This is a genomic window from Clostridium sp. BL-8 (assembly GCF_002006495.1).
GTDB lineage: Bacteria > Bacillota > Clostridia > Clostridiales > Clostridiaceae > Clostridium.
Genome location: NZ_LZZL01000002.1, coordinates 96,100 through 117,274, shown reverse-complemented (window position 1 = coordinate 117,274; position 21,175 = coordinate 96,100). Strand labels below are relative to the sequence as shown.

Sequence of the window (21,175 nt, the reverse complement as noted above, 5' to 3'; positions counted from 1 at the left end):
TTTGTTCCATTTACTGCTTGTCACGAACTTGTTTCGGGAACATGCAGAAATGGATGCATGCTCACATTTAGAACTTTCCAGGGAAAATTTCACAAGCCCTGTGGAATAAAAATGTATGTGATTTCGGCAAGCTACCACATAAGTCTAAGTTCAAAGTTGTATATCTATAAATATAGGATGAGTCTTATCTCTAAAACTCATCCTAATATTTTGCTATTTAATTCAAAGCTTCAATTCTAACTTTAACAGCTTCAAGCATTTCAACATATTTTACTCTCTTCTCTTTTTCTGCATCTATAACTGCTGCTGGTGCTTTAGCTACAAAACCTTGATTTCCTAATTTCTTATCTATTCTTTCAATTTCGCCTTCAAGCTTTTTAACTTCCTTATTTAATCTTTCTAATTCTTTATCTTTATCAACTAAGTCAAGTAAAGGCATAAATAATTCTCCACCCTTGACAACTAAAGATACAGCATTAGCTGGAACATTAGCTTTATCATCAATAAATTCTACTTCTGAAGCTGAAGCTAATTTCTCAATATAAGCTACACCTGCATTAAATGCTTTTTTAGCATCTTCAGCAATATAGCAGATTACTTTAGCTTTTCTAGATGGTGGTACATTCATTTCAGCTCTTACATTTCTTAAGCCTTTTATAGCTTCAATTACAAATGCCATATCAGCCTCTGCTTCTTTATTTACTAAAGCTTCATCAAATACAGGCCAAGCCGAAGTTGTTATAGTTTCTTCATCACTTAAATGAGTGAAGATTTCTTCTGTAATAAATGGCATAGCTGGATGTAATAATTTTAAGCCTGTAATTAATACAGTGTTTAATACATTGTAAGCTATTCCCTTAGCTCTTTCATCATCACCATAGAATACTGGTTTAACAAGTTCTATATACCAGTCACAGAATTCAGTCCACATAAAATCATAAACTTTTTGCATTGCAATTCCAAGCTCGAATTTCTCCATGTTTTCTGTAGCTTCTTTAACTAAAGTGTTCATCTCAGATAATATCCACTTGTCTGCTAAAGAATATTCTTTGCAGTCTTTATATTTATTCATTATATCTTTATCAAGGTTCATCATTACAAATCTTGATGCATTCCAAATCTTATTAGCAAAGTTTCTTGAAGATTCAACTCTTTCTGGGTAATATCTCATATCATTTCCTGGAGCATTACCTGTAGCTATCATAAATCTTAAAGCATCTGCACCATAAGTTTCAATAACTTCTAATGGATCAACACCATTACCTAAAGATTTACTCATCTTTCTTCCTTCTGAATCTCTTATTAAACCATGAATAAGCACTGTATTAAATGGAGTTTCACCCATGCAGTGAAGTCCTGAGAATATCATTCTTGCAACCCAGAAGAATATAATATCATGCCCAGTAACCAATGTGCTTGTTGGATAGAAGTAATCTAAATCTTCTGTTTTGTTTGGCCAGCCAAGAGTTGAAAATGGCCAAAGTGCTGAAGAAAACCAAGTATCCAGTACATCATTATCCTGCTCAATGTTAGTACTTCCACATTTAGTACATTTATGTGGTGCTTCCTCAAGTACCATCATTTCTCCGCAGTCTTGACAGTAGTAAACTGGAATTCTGTGTCCCCACCATAACTGTCTTGAGATACACCAGTCTTGAATATTTTCCATCCAGTTAAAGTATATCTTATCAAATCTTTCAGGAACAAATTTTGTTTTTCCGTTCTTTACCACTTCAATAGCTGGCTTTGCAAGATCTTCCATCTTAACATACCATTGTTTAGATATTATAGGCTCTACAGTAGTTCCACATCTATCATGAGTACCAACATTATGAGTATGATCTTTAATTTTAACTAAAAGGCCAGCCTCTTCTAAATCTTTAACTATGGCTTTTCTAGCTTCATATCTATCTAAGCCCTTATATTTTCCGCCCTTTTCATTGATAACTCCCTTATCATCCATAACTCTTATGATCTCTAAGTTGTGTCTCTTTCCTACTTCAAAATCATTAGGGTCATGAGCTGGAGTCATCTTAACTGCACCAGTTCCAAATTCTAAATCTACATAATCATCAGAAACTATAGGAATTTCTCTGTTAACAAGTGGAAGTATTACAGTTTTTCCAATAAGGTGTTTATATCTTTCGTCATTTGGATTTACAGCCACACCACTGTCTCCAAGTAAGGTTTCAGGTCTTGTTGTTGCAATTTCAAGGAAACCTGATCCATCAGCTAACGGATAATTTATATGCCAGAAATGACCTGCCTGCTCTTCATATTCAATTTCAGCATCAGATAATGCTGTTTGACAATGTGTACACCAGTTAGTTATTCTATTTCCTTGATAAATTAAACCTTCATTATAAAGCTTAACAAATACATGCTTTACAGCAGCACTAAGATTTTCATCCATAGTAAAAGCTTCTCTTGTAAAATCTGCTGATACTCCAAGCTTTTTAACTTGGTTTCTTATTGTAGCTCTGTATTTGTCACTCCATTCCCATACTTTTTCAAGAAAAGCTTCTCTTCCCATTTCCTTCTTATCAAAACCTTCCTCAGCTAGCTTGTTTGCAACTTTAACTTCTGTTGCAATAGAAGCATGATCTTCACCAGGAAGCCATAAAGCAGCGTAACCTTGCATTCTTTTAAATCTAATAAGCATATCTTGAAGAGTATCATCAAAAGCATGCCCTAAGTGAAGCTGCCCTGTTATATTTGGTGGCGGCATTATTATAGTATATGGCTTTTTATTTTTATCAATACTTGGCGTAAAATAACCTTTCTCCTCCCAATTCTTATAAATCCTATCTTCAAATTCTTTTGGATCATACGTAGTTGATATATTTTTTATTTCTTCTGACATTTCTATTCCTCCAGACTGTTAATTTACTAAATATATAATTCACAATGAATAACTATCTTTTGAACTAAGGTATATAATAAAGGAAACTCGACTCACATTCGTTCGCTGAGGGCTTTCGAATACCCAAATATAAAATTTGGATTCTCAATGCCAGGAAACCCGACTCACATACGTTCGCTGGGGGCTTTCGAATAACCAAATATAAAATTTGGATTCTCAATGCCAAAAAGAGCCCTCGTCACAAAAGGACGAAGACTCGCGGTACCACCTTTATTTCCACGCAAGCAAGTATATGCTCTAATGGACTCTTAATTCAAATAACGGCTCAGATAAACCGTCTTTAGCTACTACTATTTCACTAAAGAAGCTCAAAAGCTACCTTCAAAATTTCCTGCATAAGGGTTTCCAGCTGCTCCCTCTCTCTTGCTAGTTCTTGCTAGTTCTTTCTAAATCTATGATTTAGCTAAAGAACTGTACTCCTCAGCTCGTCTGAGTGAGTTTCCTTGTTAAAAGAACCGTACTCCTAAACTCTCCTGAGTTAGTTTCCTTTAATACGAAGAAATCTTTACTCCTCTTTTTCATTGCTTTTATCTATTAATTTACTTAAAATAATAGCTTATAGTATAAATTTTGTCAATAATAGTTTTTATTATTACTATATAATTCTACTTCTGCTACTCTGCAAAGCTTAATCATACAAAATAAATTTAATATTAGAAATAGCATTAAAACAATATACAATAAACTCTTCTTTCTTATATTTTTATATGCGTAAATAATGTGGATAGTCTCATTAACTTTGCCACTTTGAGTTGTGCTCTTAATTTAACAAAATTAAATGGAATTTGATTATTCCAAATCATCTTTTTGGTCAAAATATAAGGAAAAGAAATAATAAATGGCAGTATACAAATAAATCCTACCAGCATCTGCATTGGGAAGTTGAAGAAGATTCTTTTATGGTAATAAGCATTAATAGATATGATTGATAATAAATATCCCAATAATTGTATAGGAACAAATCCTTTTCATATGATTACGTTTTATGATAAAACCTAATATAGTTCCAATTACACTAATAGATGATAGTATATGAACCTCTAGAATTGTATTATTCCACAATGAAACGCCCGCTGATACGCTGATAATTGGCTTAAATCATGTAAAAAAGACATATAAAAAAAGATAATTAAACTCATAAATAAGTTTCCTATAAATAGACTTAATTTGCTGATAAAAGCTAACATTGCTTTATATACTCCTATTATTATTAAAATTATTAATCCAAAATTAATCCAATTCATAAGTAAAGTCATATACTTAATTTGCATAAACTGTCTCCTACCTTTATAAATGTATCTTTATTATAGCTTTCACTGTAATTCGTATTTTGGCAAACATCTTGTAATTTATTATCACTGTAATTAATTGATAACGTCATGTCTGGAATATTACCCCACCCATCATATGACATTTTTTGAATCATACTTGCAAAAGTTTCTTCGCATATCCGTGTATATTGTTTAGGCACATATGGCTTTTCGCTTTTAGCCATCTCTTCAAGTTTAGAATTAAAAATATCAGTAATGTTTTGCCCATCATCAGTATAATAACTTCCATCTTTCTCTGTTAAACTTCTAATATCAATTCCAGTTACATCTAAAGCTTCATGATACAAATCATATTTCCTAAATCCATTCTGAGTAAATTGTGTACTCTTTGCAATCCCATATCGTGATGATGAAAGAATATGATTGTACAACTCCTTTGAATTATCTCCTGAATTAAGAAGCTCTTCTATTTTTTCTTTCAATCCTTTATCTTCAGTGCCACTAACAGTCAAATTATAACTATATGGATCTATAGAAAAAGATAACTCAGTATCTTCTGGATCCTCAATTCCATTTTCTTTAAATAAATTATCCATCTCTGAATTAACCACTTGCCTGTTGAATGCTTTCTGATTTTCGTCTTCCTCATTTGCATTCGGAAAAGTTATTCCCCTAAACAATGAATCTCTCATGTTACAGCCATTTATCTTCCCATACTTTAACATATTTATTTCATTATCATATGCAGCTTCTCGTTCTTCATCTGTTAAATCAGATGCGTAATATGGTGAATTTTCATTGCAATACTTATCTTGAATATAAGCCTCAGGATTTGAATGAGACTTTGCTACTTCAAGAAGTTTGTTATATTTATCATGTAATGCCTCATAACATACATCAGTTTCACTTACATAAGAATTTCTCGATGTTATTTTATCTCCAGCACTTTTAATAGTTTCTGCATTTTTTTCTTTTGCTTTATTAATATAACTTTGGAGGTCAATTGACTCATCTATTCTCCTATTTGATGATGGTCCATTATTTTTACTAACTTGAGACATTTTCTTAGCTGCACCGCTTATGGTAATAGTATCTGATGGGTTGTAGGCTGCTGATCTTTTTACTTTCTGAGCATTTGAAATTCTAAGCATCTCCATATATAATCTTGCTTGCATACCTGCCGTAATTCTCATGAGCTCTCCCTCCTTTCGCACTGTAAACCATGCTGCTAAACTTGACCAACTAAAATTCCATCTGTGATTGAAATATTATGTTATATATCCATATTATTACTATCGTCATAAATTTCAATATCTTTACTTTTCTATATCAATTATCAAAACAATACAAGTATATAGCTCTTCAGACTATATCTATATAGGTTGCGATAATGAAATTACAGCACTATTGTTTACAGAGATGCTAACACAAAATATGCAATGTAAATTCTTGAGCACAACTTATGTAGACATATGATTCCTTAAACAAATAAGAATGATCTATTAGAGTTTTATAGATCATTCTAAATATTTATTTAAGATAAATGTTGACCGTTAAAATAACTTATTCTATAGCTTCTAAAATTTCTATATTTTCTGCTATATTTAAAACATGTATCTCAATTCTATCTTTTACCCTTATATTTAATGAACTGTTATTGTCCTTAATGAAGATTAGCCCTTCTTTGTTCATATTTTTTATTTTACTTCTTGAAATTCCAAGTTTATCACTCAAAAGCTTGTCTATCCTAAGCTCTATTAAATACTTGCAAGCAATTTCAATAATAAGTTCGTTTTCATTAATATAAGATGCTTCTGATTTCTTCTCTATTAATTCATAATTAGGATCTTCTAGAATAACTTCAGTTTTATTTTTATTATACATACTTAAATTAAAAGCATATTCTCTAACTAATTCATTATTATTAGAAAGAAATTTTTCATACTCAGCTTTATTAATATCATGTGGTTTTACTCTTTCATATATTGCCATATTCCATGTTGACTTACATTTTTCGCATTGATAAATCATCCAAATGTCAATGCTGTTTTTATTTGCATTTACTCTAAATTTTTCACTATTTATATAGTACACTTTTTCATTACATTTAGGGCAATTCCTTCTTACCTTGGGTAAACTTTTAGGGATTAGTTCCCATTGATATTTTTTTAAATAGCTCATTTTGCTCCTCCTAAGTCTTAAGTTGTTTAGGATTTACAAAGGCTATTTCATCATATTTTTATCATAATGCAATAGCCTCTGCTATGCATAAAAAATATCTATTGTCATAAATAATTCCTCCAATCTTTTTCTATGTATATTTTATCAACACTGCATATTGCATAAAACCTCATTTTTGTTTCATAAATAAAAATGCGCCACCTAATACAAATTAGATAGCGTACTTTCTATTATTATATAGTCCTTTTTTGTGAAATAATTCTTTGTATAGTTTTGGGTGATAAATAATATGTTTCTGAAAGGTTTTGAATAGATATTCCTAATAAATAATCTTCATATATCTTATTGTTTCTAACCAAAAGTTCCTCTTTACTCTTGGTTATCTCCCCCCATGCCATTTTATTTTCTTCTTTCTTTGGTATATAAACGCATTCACCCTCTACATATTCTTGTATCATTCTCAATATATTTTCAGGGAAAACATCCCTAGCACTTGAATAGCCCATTACCTACTCCTCCTAAATCTAATACTATTTTAGGTTTAAGCAAAGACTATTTCATAATTTAATTATTTACTTTATGCAATAGCCTCTGCTATGCATAAATAACAGGTGTATTCATAAAAGCCAGGCCTCCTTTTCCCATGTCAATCATATAGATTTTCATTTAAATATGTGTTTTATCACATTTATATTATATACAAGTTATACAAGACTTACCATATTGAATTCAGACTTTTGTATTTAGTATATTTTTTATACTAACACAGAAAAAATCTCCATACTTGTATATTCATTGCTATCTATTATATCATTGTTTTATAAACTAAAAACAATACATAAAAAAGGAGCTATTATATGAATTTTGAGGAAATAGATTTAACGACATTTGACTTTAACCCTTTTACAAAAGTAGAAGATTGGGCTCTTCTAACTGCTGGAACGGAAAACAAATTTAACATGATGACTGTTACTGGTGTAATGTGCGGAAAATTTTTTCTAAAGCCAATGATGCAGGTATATGTTCATCCAGACAGGTATTCCTACCAGTTTTTAAAGAATAATGATTACTTTACCGTGTCATTTTTTGATGTTCCCCGTCATCCTGCTTTACAAGTCTGTGGAACACTGCATGGCAATGAGTGTAATAAAGTAGCCGAGTCTGGGCTTCACCCAATTCCATTTGAAAACACAGTTATTTTTGAAGAGGCCAAAATAATCTTCGTATGCAAAAAAGTCTATCATACAGATGTAGATAAAGATAATTTTGATTCACAGCAATTATTTAACGAATACTACAAGGATTCATCAACATTTCATAGAATTTATTTAGGTCAAATTGAAAAAGTATTGTGCCACAAATAACTAAAGCATAATATTTAGGAGAACCTCCTCCCTCTAGAGTTGGTTCTCTTACCAAAATACAGATTATATCTATTATAGTTACACTTTACCCTACCTTCAAAAATAGATAACATTCAATAACTTCCTAAAATGGATTAATTATTCGCCTCTATTATTTCCTTCAATTTAACATTTTGATTAATAAATCTAGCTTTACTTTTTTCCTGCTTAAGACGTATAGCATTCTGTGGACAATGATTAATACATGCTAAACACTTCTCACAATTTCCTTTATAAACAGGTTTAGTATCTACATTAATATTATTTACTGGGCAAACTTTCTCACAAACTTTGCAGCTATTACAGGTATCTTCTACATAGAAATTCTTATCATATTCAAGGTTAGCCCTAGTACTAGAATAAAATTTTTTTAATATTGGTTCAATAGATCTTATAACTGCAGCGTGTCTCTTGATATATACTTTTTCAACCTGGATATCATTAATTATTTTTACAAGATTTTCTTCTATATTTTTCTTTGGCTCTTTTTTCATCTCTTTAGATATATCAAACACTGGAAGGTAATTGTCAACCATAAGTATTTCGTTAATGTATGAAAATTGGATTTGATTTCTTTTTCCAATTTCTAAAAGCTCAGGTATGACTGCTCCTGAAAAAGATCCAAAAGACACCACCGCAAAAATATACTTACTTTTTAGTTTGACTTTATTTAGAAACTCCTCAACAATTCTAGGAACCCCTCCATAATAACTTGGAAATACAATACCAATCTTTTCATCTTCAAACTCAAATTGTCCTTGTTTCATTAACTTAGGAATAGAATAGCTTTCCCCTCCAATTCTCTTTGCCACATATAAATTGTTGCCAGTTGCTGTAAAATAAAATATTTTCATAACGCTCTCCTCTCAGGTGTTTCACTTGTAACTTCTTATGGAGTACAGTATAATTTGATAAAGTAAATAATTCAAGAGCATATTGGCTAGCTGTTACAAAAGGAGGAAAATTGTTTATGACTAATAAATACAATGCTGAACAGAATAAGATTACAAAAGAAAGTATTTTTGGTGCTCTTATGTCTTTAATGGAGAAAAAGGACTTTAAGAATATTTCTATTACCGAAGTATCGCAAAAAGCTGGTGTATCACGAATGGCTTTTTATCGAAATTACAGCATAATGGAGGATATCCTTATTGATCATTTGGATGACATGTTTAAAGAGTATTCAATTCTTTTAAATCATAAAGAAATTAGCAATTATGAAATGACACGTTTATTTTTTTATTATTTTAGACAACATCAAAAATTTATTAAAAACCTACTAAGGTCTAAATTAACCCACTTAATACTTGAACGGTCTATTGAATTTCTTAATATATACTCCAAAACTATAACATGCACCATGGACTGCTCTCCTGAATTTGAAAAATATAATATTGGATTCATTGCAGGTGGATTTTTTAATGTATTGATGATTTGGTGCAAAAGTGGTATGACAGAGAGTGACGAGAAGATGGCAGAAATGGTTTACGAGCGGCTTTCTAATCATATTGCTAGAATCTCCTAGATATAAAGAGCTGCCTATTCTAAAAAACAAATTGTTTTTTATCTATACTCAATACACGCATTTAACTCAAAAAAATTAGAACTTAAACCAATGACACTTATAATATCATTGGTTTAAGTTTTAATAGTACATAAACAAATATTAAAAATTGCTTTCCCTTTTGAAATTTATGAAATTTTAAAAATTCTGCTCATTCATCTTGCATTTCCATCTTAACAGTCCCACTGATTTTCCTTCATATCAACATGATTTTCATTTTTAAATGATACACCTTCTTCTAACAGCAGAAATTGTTGTTCCTGCCACCCCGGTGCCAACCTTCCAGCATGATTTACCACACGATGACATGGATATCTCCCATAAAATTCTGCCTTGCTAAGAACCTTCCCAACAAGTCGTGCATTTTTGTCTCTGCCAATAAGCCTAGCAATTTGTCCATATGTAGCTACTTTCCCTTCAGGTATTTCTTCTACAACTGAAAGTATTTCATAAATTAGTTGTTCATTCATAATCTTTTTCATATATTCACCTGTGATACGAATCCTTGCTTTAAGATATTGTGCTTTAAGAATTGAAAAAGTAAATATTATTTAATTTATTATTTCATTGAATTCTTTCTAATAGTTTCTGAAATAAATTGAATCCTTCACTCCAATCACCTATATTGGATTCACTATTTATATGACCTTTTCTGCCAACAGACATTGTTTCAATACCCCACTGTTTACCTTTCTCTATACAAAACAGAGATGAGGAATATTTATCATTCTCACTATAAATCAGTATTCCAGGCAACTCCAAGTTAGATTCTGGCAAATGCTCAAAGGAATCTAAGAAATTTGGAAATTGTTCCTTGTTTGGATCTGGTGGAGCCACTAAGAAGACTGCTTTCAGATATTTTCGTATCTTAGGCATGGCTTTTACAGTAAGCAGGCAGCCGAGGCTGTGTGCAATCAATACTACATCACAGCTGTTTTCTCTTGAAAGGCTTTCTATTAAATTTTTTTCCCATTCTTTATATACAGGATACTCCCATTCCTCTTGAGCTATTCTTTCAAACCCATATTTTTTCTCCCAAATAGTCTGCCAATGCTCTGGTCCAGAGTTATTAAGGCCAGGAACTATCTTTATATTCATTATCAACACCTCAAATCTATCTAACTTTTTTGAAAAGATTTCATTTTTGTACTTAATTCTAACATACATATATACTGGTGTAAAAGCAGTTATTATATACTTAGATTATTATACCTTCAAAATGATCCATTTCATGTTGAATTATTTGTGCTGTAAATCCAGTAAACAATTGCTTTTGCTTCTTAAAGTTTCTATCAAGATACTTAATCTCTATCATTTCATATCTCTTTGTTTTTCTAAAGCCAATTAAAGATAAACAACTCTCTTCTGTTTCATAAAGCTTTTCCCTCTTTAATATAACCGGATTTATCATAGGCACAATAAGGCCTCCTACAGTAAACACCAATATACGTTTCTTTACTCCAATCATATTACCAGCCAGCCCAACACAATGCTCTAAGTTTGCTCTTAATGTATCTATTAAATCATCAATTACTACTATATCATTTTTAGTTGCCTCTTCTGATTTTTGTCCTAAAAACAATACATCTTTTACAATTGGTTTTATCATAATTTATACCTCTTTTTCAGTTATATTTTTTATAAAAATAAGATATGATTTTAAAATATATCTTATAGCCTAACATTATTAATATAAATCTTCTTGATTATATCTTTTCCTAACAATTAATACATTTTTAATCATCATTAAAAGTTGCCATACCCGACAAAGGAAATATTAATGTTACTTTGGTTCCTTCATTAACTTCAGAGTCAATAGTAATTTTCATTCCCAATTTTGAGCAGAGCTTTTCACATAAATATAAACCCATGCCCGTACTTTTGCTAAATCTTCTTCCATTCTCACCAGTGAAGCCTTTTTCAAAGACTCTATCTATATCTTTCTCTATTATCCCTACTCCATTATCTTCTATAAATAACATTACTGAATTGGCTTTTTTCATTGATGATATATTAATTTGAGGATCTTTATTACCTGAATATTTCATTGAATTTACTATTATCTGATTAATGATAAATTCAGCCCATTTCCCATCGCTATATACATTTTCCTCAATGTCATTTATATTGATTTTTATTTTCTTATGAATGAAATCTCTATAGTTTCTTTTTACTACATTTTTTACTATATCACCTAGATTAATTTGCTTTATAATATAATCCTTATAAGCATTATTACTTCTAGAATAATAAAGTACCTGTTCAACAAACCTTTCAATTTTATCTATCTGAAAGTCTATTTTATTAGTTACTTCATTTTGATTATTCTCAATAACAAGCTTTGAAGAAGCTATTGGTGTTTTAATTTCATGAACCCAGGCTTCTAAGTATTCTCTATAATCTTCCTGCAGATCTTTATAATATTTTACATGCTCATACATATCTCTGCTTAATTCCTTAAGTATAGAGTTAAATTTTTCTCCTTGTGCAGATTCTGCTTCCTTTAGCATCTCTGGAATTAAATATTTCTTGTCCAATTTTTCTAATAAACTGTCAATCTCCCCAAAATACTTTTTATGCTTTATATATTCTAAAGCCATGTAAGATGCTAACGGGAAAAACCATATACCAAAAACAAATATAACTATAATTAAGTTAACATTTATAACAAACATTATTATTGACAATATAATAAACATGAGACTATTACATAGTATTACAATAGCTTTATCTTTAAGAAATTCACCTATAGTCATGGCATAATATACCCCATTCCTCTTCTTGTTTCTATTGGATTTTCTATTCCTATTTCTTCAAGCTTCTTTCTTAATCTATTTATATTAACATTTAAAGTGCTATCGTCTACAAAAAAATCTGCTTTCCAAAGGTACTCCATAAGAGAATCTCTTTTTACTATATTTCCTTTATTATTTATTAAAAATGATAGTATTTTAACTTCATTTTTAGTTAACTCTAAAGAGTTATCTTTATAAATAATCGTTGCATTTGAAAGATTTAAATTAAAATCTCTGTAGTTTAATATACTACTAGTCTTTATATTTCCATAAGTCCTTTTTAAAATATTAGTTATTCTTGCAAGCAGTATTTCTGTATTATAGGGTTTTGTAATAAAGTCATCTGCCCCTAAATTCATGCTCATCAGTTCATCTACTTCACTATCTCTACTTGTAACTATTATAATTGGAACCTCTGAAGTCTTGCGTACTTCCCTGCATATATAGTAACCATCATACATAGGCAGATTAATATCTAGCAATATAAGTTCAGCGTTTTCACTTTCAATATAATTTATTATGTTATTCATGTTTAGAGGAGCCTTTACGTCATATCCATATTTCTCTAAGAAGCTCTGCAATTCTTCCCTTATAACTTCATCATCTTCAATAATAATAATTTTCTTCATCATATCCCCCTACTAGAAATATAAGGTTATCAAATTTTGAAATCCAAAACTTAATAACCTTAATAATTATTATAAAGCTAAATACTACATTTTACCACAATTTTACTCAGTATTATTATAATACTTTCATTTTTTCTTTGTAGTTGCAGATAAAATTATCATCAAGAGTCCAGTTAATCCAAATATTAGTTTCCCAATTGCTACATCTATAGGTATCGAGAATGTTGGTTCTACTACGCTAAGAGACATGGGATATTTTTCAAAGAAATTTCCTCCAAATAAATCAACTTCATATGGCAGTTGAACATAATTTACAAGTAATACTGCTGCCATTAATCCAAAAATCACTCCTTGATGATATCGTCCTCCAAGACTTCCTATACCAAACACAAACAGCATTGATGGAACAAGCGTTATAAATGCTGGCAGAACAAGACCTCCAAAGCTTAAGAAGTGAAAATTTACACTATAAAACCACACACTATATAAAATTGGTATCATAGAAATCAAAACAAATCCTATAATAATAGTACCAAAGCGTAGCATCTGAAACTTAAATTGATCAATAGGAGTTGCCCTCGTCAAATCTTGTACATTTTTTTCTTGTTTTGAATAAAGAAATGAGATAAAAAATAATAATGTAACAAGTAAAATTGGCAACACTTTAGCAAGGTATTCTCCATAACTCCAGCCTGAAAATGGCGCAGTATTTGCTACTCCAAGGATAATATCACTTGTCATAACTTCGTAGCTGTATATAGCTGAAATTATACTAAGCCCTAGGAAAAATTTATTTATAATAAGTCTTTTTAGTTCATATTTTAATAATTTAATCAACATTTAAATCCTCCTCTTTAAGATTACATGCATCTAAAAAGTCCTGCCATGAAATCCTTTGTGTTTCTGTCTTAGCATATAGCTTAGATAAAATTTCATCTATTTTATTTTCACCACCAACTAATTCACTGGCTTTCAGAATTTGAAGAGGCATTTTTGAATATTGATTTACAGCTCTATTATCAACAACTGCCTCAGCATATTTTTTTGGCAATACATCTAAATATTCTGGGTGTCTAATATAAAAATTATCACTCTTCTCCTTAATATGTTTCTTCCACTGATCTACATAGTTTTTTTGTGCATATTCTTCACCATACTTGTCCTTTGCAATTCGATAGGTTGTATATACTGCAAGTCCTTCACCTGAACCTCCACATTTTACGCCAAACCACTGATGACTAATTTCATGGGCAAGTATTTCTGCACTTTCTGTTCCCTTTAATTTATCAGCTAAATTTTTATCACTAAAACAAGTTTCATCCATAATACTTATATTGGGGTATGCTACTCCACCGCCATAAAATACAGTTCCTTGTAGTATTTTTAGTGGATTATTTTCAGACACATTATACAACTTACCATAATGATTGGAACAATATTTAATCGTATCCTTCATAACTTTTTCAGCATCCATCTTCTGCATCTTATCTTCAATTGTGCTGCTATAGTACAATTGTACAGGCATATCTTGATTTCCTAAATCCTTCATAACATAATTAGCAGCTTTTAAGTCTACACCATCCCCATCCGCTTTTATAAGCCAAGTTTTATTATTTTCTTTTTCAGAAAGCAATTCTACAGTGGAGCCAATCGGATTTGCTATCAAATTACCATCTTTATCTTTTTTCTTACAATCTACAACTGGCATAAGTGCAGAAGACATAGTAACATGACCTGTAATTTTGCAATTATCTTCATTCCTCTTTACTCTTATTATCGGAAAAACATAGCTACTCTGCAAATCAATATATTTCTCACTAATACCAGTTTCATAAGCAAAATCACTAAGCTCTTGATTAATTTTGGGGACACCTTGATATTCTATCTCAAGGTTTATTTCTTTTTCATTAGGTACTTTAAATTTAATACTGCCTCTATAATCATTTAAAGACTCAAATTTAATCTCTTTTCCATTTGCCATAACATGCTGAAAAGTATACCCATTCATCATGGTGAGCCTACACTCCTGTTCACTTCCACTCAAATTTTCAAGAGAATAAGCAGCCTTTCCTGAAAGACTTCCTTTACTTTCATCAAAGGATACTTCAAAATCAGTATTTGATAACTGAAGTTTTTCATTTATTTCAGCTGATGCATCCTCTCTATATTCTTTATAAACAAATGGTTGAATTAAATAAGCATAGCAGCTGCCGCTGATTAACATAATAGCCAATATAGGAATATAAACTTTCCTTGAATTATAAATTATTGATCCAAATAAACCTTTACCATAACGACGAACACATAAGACTCCTATGATCCAAAAACCTCCAAATACTAAAAACCAAAACAAACGATTTTGCTTCATCAAACGAAATACCACTTCATTGCCAAAATAATCTGAAAGTGCTATAACGCTTGGCTCCATCCAATGAAGAATATTATTATCTCCCAATAATTCAAGAATATTTTTCGATTCAAACAATCTCCAAATACCTAATACCGAAACTATAAAAAATAAAATCATACTGATATCCATGCGGCAGAAAATCTGATAAAGTGCGGAAACTAATACAATTGATAATAAAATTGAAGGTAACATCAAAAGAAAGAAACTATTACAATACGTATAAGCATCAAAAATATTCCCAAGTTTGTTGAATGTATACGTAAAATAAAATACTGCTGTAATAAAAACAGTAACAATAGCTGTTATTCCTAAGGCAAGTAATCTGACTATATTTGAGGTTAATGGTGAGACAATGCTATTGGTTAATTCTTCAGTCTTATATTTTTTTACTCTGTCAAATTCTAGTAAAGTTAACATTGCAAATAATATTCCGCCACCTATTGCTCCTGCCATCACTGGATTTGCAATCAAATCACCAGATAAAGTTGAAGCATCTGCTGGTTTATACAATTTATATCCTGCTAGTGGACATATTATAGTTAATACCATAGTTAGGCAAACAATCTTTGAGTGAAAAATACGACTTAATTCCACTCTTAAATAGGAAATGAATTTCATGATTACATCGCCTCTTTTCCCATGATAAGATACATATATGCATCCTCAAGGGTAGGCTCTACAATCTCTGCAAATGCTGGAAGTGTTTCCCCTACAATCCTGCAGGCAATACCACGCACTGTGTTAACTCTTGCTGTCACCTTATATTCTTCCTTTGAGCTTTCCCCCATCTTTTCTTCAAAAACTCCAACATGATTGTGAGCCAAGGCAATTAATTCTTCTGGAGTTCCAGTAAACAAAACTTGCCCATGATTAATAACAATCAGTTTATCACATACCGATTGTACATCTTCAATTATATGTGTAGATAATAAGACTATCTTATCCTGTGCCATCTTTGAAAATAAATTTCGAAAGTTAATACGTTCCTCAGGATCTAGTCCAACAGTTGGCTCATCAAAAATTAATAATTTCGGATTTCCTAGAAGAGCTTGTGCAATTCCTACACGCTGCCTTTGACCTCCTGATAAAGTAGAAATACGTGCTTTACGTTTTTCTTTAAGATTTGTTTTCTCAATAACTTCTTCAATAATCTTCTTACTATTTTTAATCCCTTTAAGGGCTGCCATGTAATCTAGAAACTGCCAGACTGTAAGTTCATCATACAGTCCAAAAGCTTGTGGTAGATATCCTAAGCTTCCTTTTAACTTTTTTTCATCCTTAAGTATTGGCATATCATCCATAAGAATCTCACCAGTAGTTTGTATTAGGCCTCCTACAAGCAATTTCATAAGAGTTGATTTTCCTGCTCCATTTGGTCCTAGAAGTCCAATAAAGCTTGGACTTCCCATTTCAAGTGAAACCTCCTTTAAGGCTCTTTTACCACCTTTATAATCCATATTTAAATTTTTAATTGAGATTTTCATATTCTTCTTATCCTTTCTTTCCTTCTTTTTTAAATATTATTTTTTACTATATCTCTATAGCTGGTATATGTTATATAAAAATAAGCTATATAAACTACAACAAATATCAAAGCTGTAATTAATGTTGAAAATCTAATATTCATTTGACCATAAGAGTTAATTTCTTTATTAACTACCGTAATCCCAACAATGGAATGGATTAATGCTAAGATCATAGGAAGGCTGAAATATATCAAGGTTTGAATAAATATTGTTTTATTTATCATGTTCTTATTTACACCAATCCTTTTTAATGCTCTATACCTTTCCATACTATCACTGACTTCTGATAGCTGCTTAATAGACAATATAGCCATGCTGGTTATTAACAATACCGCACCTAAATATAAGCGAATAAACAATGCTCCTGTTGATGATCTCTTTGTCATAGAATAAATATCATCCTTAGAATAAGCATCTATGATTGGAAGATTTAAACTTTCGTACTCTCCAGATCTATAATCTTTCTGGATCTTATCGTACTTTTTATTGTTTTCTTTTCTGTTTTCATCTGTATACATTACATTAAGTACTGATTTAGAAACTTTATAGCCTGATAGAAACTCATCATTTATTACTATTGTGCACTCATTATTTGTAACATTAAAATCTTCAAGATTTCCTCGTATAACTTCATGATTTTTAACAGTAAACTCTTCACCTTTAATCTTAACTTTGTTACTACTTTTTAACTTTTCATTAATTGGTCCAACTAATTTATTTAAGTTTGATAAAATCAATACCTCATCCTTATTTAAATTTACTTCTTTCTCTCCTTTTAATTTTAATATTTCATTATACTCAGATATTTTTACAAAACTTCCACCAAACACATCAAAGGCTTTATCTTCGGTTCCAAATAAATCTTTCAAATCTATAATCGGAACATATTCATTGTAAATTGCATATTTTTCATTTCCATCTTTTTTAAAATTAATCTTATTAAGCGCATCTTCTACATTATTAATTTCATCGTTGGTATACAAAATCACACTAGCATCAAAAGGTGCTAGTTTTACGAATCCTGCTTCATAACCTTTTTTAAGACCGATTCCTGTAGTTAATGCAAGTATTGTAATAAATAACATCAAACATATTACTGACATTGATATAAAATTTGTATTAATTTTGCTATATATTTGTTTTACAATAAATATATTAACTCCCTTAAAGTATGCCTTTTTATTATTACTTATTATATATAATATGATTCCAGATAAACTAAAGAAAAATAGTACTGTGCCTGCTATTAGAAAGACTAATGCTGGTATGATAATAGAATCCCACAAATATAAATTCATATCTAAGAAAGTTTTATATGTAAATGTTAGTGATGCCACACTTAATATAAATGATGTTAAATATATAAATGGATTTTTAAATTTCATATTTTCATTTCTTTTATCTGCTACCAATAAATCAATTATTTTGTATTTAGAAATGATAAATATATTAAATATAATTACAAGTAAAAACATTATTCCAAAACATAATATAGTCTTACCTATAGCATTTATTGAAACTATAAATCTATATCCATCCATTGAATCATCAAACAACTTTAATATAAAAGTAGATAAAACTTGTGATGTTACTATTCCTAATATAAGACCAGCAATTAAAGATATTCCTCCTACCATAAAGGTTTCTGTCACTAAAATTCTAGATATTTTTCTTTTTCCCATGCCTAAAGTCATATATATACCTAATTCTTTTTTTCGTTTCTTTATTAAAAAATTATTTGCATATAATATTAAACTGCCCAATATAACTGATACAAACATTGATATAGCAGATATTGTCTCAATTAACTTATCCATATAATTTGCAGTCGATGATTCCATATCAAAAAGTGCCTTTTGTGAATCTATTGAATTAAAACTATAAAATATGCAGACAGCTAATATTAATGTTAAGAAATATATAGTATAATCTTTATAACTCTTTTTTATATTGTCATAAGCTAGCTTAAAATACATCATTATCACCACCTCCAAAAGGGCATATCACTTCTATGATTTTATTTTTATCCTTAACTAATCAGTATTTTTTAATTTCATCTCATGTAACTTATTTTATATGAAGCTATTTATTTCATCAATTTAACTATATTTCATTAACATTACATTTTTGTTATCTTAGTACAAACAGTACTAATTCCATAAAAAATTTACTTATAATAAGTCTTTTAAATTCATATTTAAATAATTTAATCAATATTTAAATCCTCCTCTTTAAGATTGCATGAATCTAAGAAATCCTGCCATGAGATTTTTTCTTTTGAGCTATTTTCATATAATTTAGCTAAAATTTCATCCATTTTATCTTCACCGCCGACAAGCTCAGATGCCTTTAAAATTTGAAGTGGCAGCTTTGAATATAAACATACGCTTCTATCCTCTCCCTTAACCTTTTCAATATATTTTTCTGACAATGAATTTAAATATTCTGGATGCCTATAATAAAAATTCTTTTCACTATCATTTACATTCGCCTTCCAATTGTCTACATAGTTTTTTTGAGCATATTCTTCTCCATAGTTTTCCTTAGCAATTCGATAGGTAGTATATACTGCAAGTCCTTCAGCAGACCAATTTTCATTATTACCATGCCATCCAACAGTCTCCACTCCAAACCATTGATGAGCAACTTCGTGAGCTAATACTTCAGCACCTGAAGGTCCTTTTAATGCATTACTTAAATTTTCATCACTGAAACAGTTTTCTGTCATAGTGCTATAATTGGGCATTCCTAATCCTCCTGGAAATAATGCTGTTTTCTCTACTATTTTTAATGGATTATTTTCAGAAACTTTTTTCAGCTTACCATAATGCTTAGTACAATAATCTATAGTATATTTCATTACTTTTTCAGCATTCATTTTTTTCATATTATCCCCATGTTTACTACTATAGTAAAATTGCACTGGCATTTCTTTACTTCCTAGCTGCTTCATAACATAGTCCCCTGCCATTAAATCAAAACGAGTTCCTTTAAGTTTAACAAGCCAAGTTTTTTTATCACCCTCTTCTGAAATTAACTTAGTAATATCACCTGTAATATTAGCAATTTCTTTGCCATTCTCATCCATCTGACATGGATTTATTATTGGCATAAGAGCTGAAGGCATTGTAAGCTCAGCTGTAATATTTGAATTATCTTTGCTATCTGTAACCTGAATTTCAGGAGTAATTTCTTTACTCATTAAATCTATATATCTATCACTAATAGTTGTATCTAGAATATCATCACTTACCATATAAAAAATCTTAGGCTTTCCTTCGTATTCCATAGTTACATTAATATTTTTCCCAACAGGCATAATAAATTCAGCATTAGCTTCTAATGTGTCCAATTTTTTTAAAGGAACAACTTTATCATTTATTTTTACTACTCTAATAGCATATCCTGGATTAAGCTTCAATTTACACTTCTGCTCACTATCACTTAGATTATTAAAAGAATATACCGCCTTTGCAGAAAGACTTCCCTTACTTCCATCAAATGAAATCTTAAAATCACTGTTTAATAATTGAAGCTCTTTATTCACCTTATAACGATTATCCTCTGATTTATCTTTAAATATTTCAAGCAAATCAACAATTTGATTCTTAGATAATATATAGACATCTGGTTGATTTACAAAGGCATAGGCTGCTTCACTTATCATTACCACAGCAATTAGAGGAATATAAATTATTCTTTTAGAATTATAAAATATAGAGGCAAATAATCCTTTACCATAAATACGTATACCTAATATCGAAATTAACCATACTCCTCCAAACATTAAAAACCAAAATAATCTATTATGCTCCATTAAGCGAAATACTTCTGTATTACTGAAATAATCTGAAAGTTCTGGAACTGCAGGCTTTATCCAACGCATAATATTACCAATAGGAACACGTTGAAATAAATTAGGTAAGACAAGTACAATAAATACAGCAGCGCTAAGATCTACTCTTTGAAAAATCTGATACAAAGCTGAAGCTGCCAAAATTGACAACATCACAGATGGGAGAATTAAAAGAAAGAAACTATTCCAATACGTATATCCATCAAAAACGCTTCCCATTTTTGTAATTGTATATGGATAATAAACTATAGCTTCAATAGAAACAGTAATAATTGCTGATATCTCTATAGCAATTAATTTTACTGCATTTAGAACTAATGGCGATATAATGCTGCTCAATAATATCTCCGTTTTATACTTACGTCCTTGACCAAACTCAAGAAAAGTCAGCATAGCAAATAAAATTCCTCCAATTAGAGCGCCGGCAACAGTTGGGTTTCCAATAAAGTGACCTGTTATTGTTTCATCCAGCATGCCATCATTGTACAATTTATAACCAGCCATTGGGGAAAACATAGTTAATATCATTATTAAATAAACAATTTTTGAATGGAAAATACGTTTTAATTCCACCCTTAAATATGAAAGAAATTTCATGATTAATTCACCTCCTTACC

At 30.2% G+C, this 21,175-nt stretch carries 18 protein-coding genes and 1 other annotated feature; of the genes, 3 read left to right on the top strand and 15 right to left on the bottom strand.

What is annotated here, in order from left to right:
• On the top strand, positions 1–240 hold a 240-nt coding region (locus tag CLOBL_RS28345; RefSeq protein WP_207652344.1), incomplete at its 5' end, for a hypothetical protein.
• Here CLOBL_RS28345 and CLOBL_RS00875 read toward each other — a convergent pair.
• From CLOBL_RS00875 to CLOBL_RS00855, 4 genes are all read right to left on the bottom strand, one after another.
• Positions 218–2,863 (bottom strand): valine--tRNA ligase, encoded by a 2,646-nt coding sequence (locus CLOBL_RS00875; protein WP_077857264.1) that lies wholly within the window; start codon positions 2,861–2,863, stop codon positions 218–220. The two genes, CLOBL_RS28345 and CLOBL_RS00875, sit on opposite strands and share 23 nt — an antisense overlap.
• Before the next feature lie 241 nt (positions 2,864–3,104).
• Positions 3,105–3,454 (bottom strand) — a binding site (T-box leader).
• A gap of 721 nt (positions 3,455–4,175) precedes the next feature.
• The gene (locus CLOBL_RS00865) at positions 4,176–5,387 is read right to left on the bottom strand and encodes a DUF4885 family protein (protein WP_077857263.1); all 1,212 of its coding nucleotides are present in this window, start codon (positions 5,385–5,387) and stop codon (positions 4,176–4,178) included.
• Positions 5,388–5,757: 370 nt separating this feature from the next.
• Positions 5,758–6,375 (bottom strand): DUF1062 domain-containing protein, encoded by a 618-nt coding sequence (locus CLOBL_RS00860; RefSeq protein ID WP_077857262.1) that lies wholly within the window; start codon positions 6,373–6,375, stop codon positions 5,758–5,760.
• 233 nt (positions 6,376–6,608) lie between these two features.
• Entirely contained in the window at positions 6,609–6,881 is a 273-nt protein-coding gene (locus CLOBL_RS00855) for a CD3324 family protein (RefSeq protein ID WP_077857261.1), read from the bottom strand.
• 351 nt (positions 6,882–7,232) lie between these two features.
• Here CLOBL_RS00855 and CLOBL_RS00850 point away from each other — a divergent pair, with 351 nt between their 5' ends.
• On the top strand, positions 7,233–7,739 hold the full coding sequence (locus tag CLOBL_RS00850) for a flavin reductase (protein ID WP_077857260.1): 507 nt from the start codon (positions 7,233–7,235) through the stop codon (positions 7,737–7,739).
• Between the two features lie 134 nt (positions 7,740–7,873).
• On the opposite strand, the gene CLOBL_RS00845 is transcribed toward CLOBL_RS00850, so the two are convergent.
• A complete protein-coding gene (locus CLOBL_RS00845) occupies positions 7,874–8,632 on the bottom strand; it encodes an EFR1 family ferrodoxin (RefSeq protein WP_077857259.1) in 759 nt (252 codons plus the stop codon).
• A gap of 116 nt (positions 8,633–8,748) precedes the next feature.
• Here CLOBL_RS00845 and CLOBL_RS00840 point away from each other — a divergent pair, with 116 nt between their 5' ends.
• Positions 8,749–9,303, top strand: coding sequence for a TetR/AcrR family transcriptional regulator (locus CLOBL_RS00840; protein WP_077857258.1), 555 nt, complete (start codon positions 8,749–8,751; stop codon positions 9,301–9,303).
• Positions 9,304–9,515: 212 nt separating this feature from the next.
• Here CLOBL_RS00840 and CLOBL_RS00835 read toward each other — a convergent pair whose 3' ends face one another.
• From CLOBL_RS00835 to CLOBL_RS00790, 10 genes are all read right to left on the bottom strand, one after another.
• Positions 9,516–9,824: a methylated-DNA--[protein]-cysteine S-methyltransferase gene (locus CLOBL_RS00835; protein ID WP_077857257.1), complete on the bottom strand. Its 309-nt coding sequence runs from the start codon at positions 9,822–9,824 to the stop codon at positions 9,516–9,518.
• Positions 9,825–9,906: 82 nt separating this feature from the next.
• The gene (locus CLOBL_RS00830) at positions 9,907–10,440 is read right to left on the bottom strand and encodes an alpha/beta hydrolase (protein WP_077857256.1); all 534 of its coding nucleotides are present in this window, start codon (positions 10,438–10,440) and stop codon (positions 9,907–9,909) included.
• A gap of 100 nt (positions 10,441–10,540) precedes the next feature.
• Positions 10,541–10,951 carry a peptide deformylase gene (locus tag CLOBL_RS00825; protein WP_077857255.1) on the bottom strand — a complete coding sequence of 137 codons (411 nt, stop codon included), beginning with the start codon at positions 10,949–10,951 and terminating at the stop codon, positions 10,541–10,543.
• 127 nt (positions 10,952–11,078) lie between these two features.
• A complete protein-coding gene (locus CLOBL_RS00820) occupies positions 11,079–12,098 on the bottom strand; it encodes a sensor histidine kinase (RefSeq protein ID WP_077857254.1) in 1,020 nt (339 codons plus the stop codon).
• Entirely contained in the window at positions 12,095–12,766 is a 672-nt protein-coding gene (locus tag CLOBL_RS00815) for a response regulator transcription factor (protein ID WP_077857253.1), read from the bottom strand. The genes CLOBL_RS00820 and CLOBL_RS00815 overlap by 4 nt, the downstream gene beginning before the upstream one ends.
• Positions 12,767–12,892: 126 nt before the next feature.
• Positions 12,893–13,603 carry a hypothetical protein gene (locus CLOBL_RS00810; protein WP_077857267.1) on the bottom strand — a complete coding sequence of 237 codons (711 nt, stop codon included), beginning with the start codon at positions 13,601–13,603 and terminating at the stop codon, positions 12,893–12,895.
• Entirely contained in the window at positions 13,596–15,794 is a 2,199-nt protein-coding gene (locus CLOBL_RS00805) for a hypothetical protein (protein WP_077857252.1), read from the bottom strand. Before CLOBL_RS00805 ends, CLOBL_RS00810 begins: the two co-directional genes overlap by 8 nt.
• A 2-nt stretch (positions 15,795–15,796) precedes the next feature.
• The gene (locus CLOBL_RS00800; RefSeq protein WP_077857251.1) at positions 15,797–16,660 is read right to left on the bottom strand and encodes an ABC transporter ATP-binding protein; all 864 of its coding nucleotides are present in this window, start codon (positions 16,658–16,660) and stop codon (positions 15,797–15,799) included.
• Between the two features lie 29 nt (positions 16,661–16,689).
• Positions 16,690–18,678 carry an ABC transporter permease gene (locus CLOBL_RS00795; RefSeq protein WP_077857266.1) on the bottom strand — a complete coding sequence of 663 codons (1,989 nt, stop codon included), beginning with the start codon at positions 18,676–18,678 and terminating at the stop codon, positions 16,690–16,692.
• 230 nt (positions 18,679–18,908) lie between these two features.
• Complete coding sequence (locus tag CLOBL_RS00790; RefSeq protein WP_077857250.1) at positions 18,909–21,155, bottom strand: M1 family aminopeptidase; 2,247 nt, start codon at positions 21,153–21,155, stop codon at positions 18,909–18,911.
• Between the last annotated feature and the right edge of the window lie 20 nt (positions 21,156–21,175).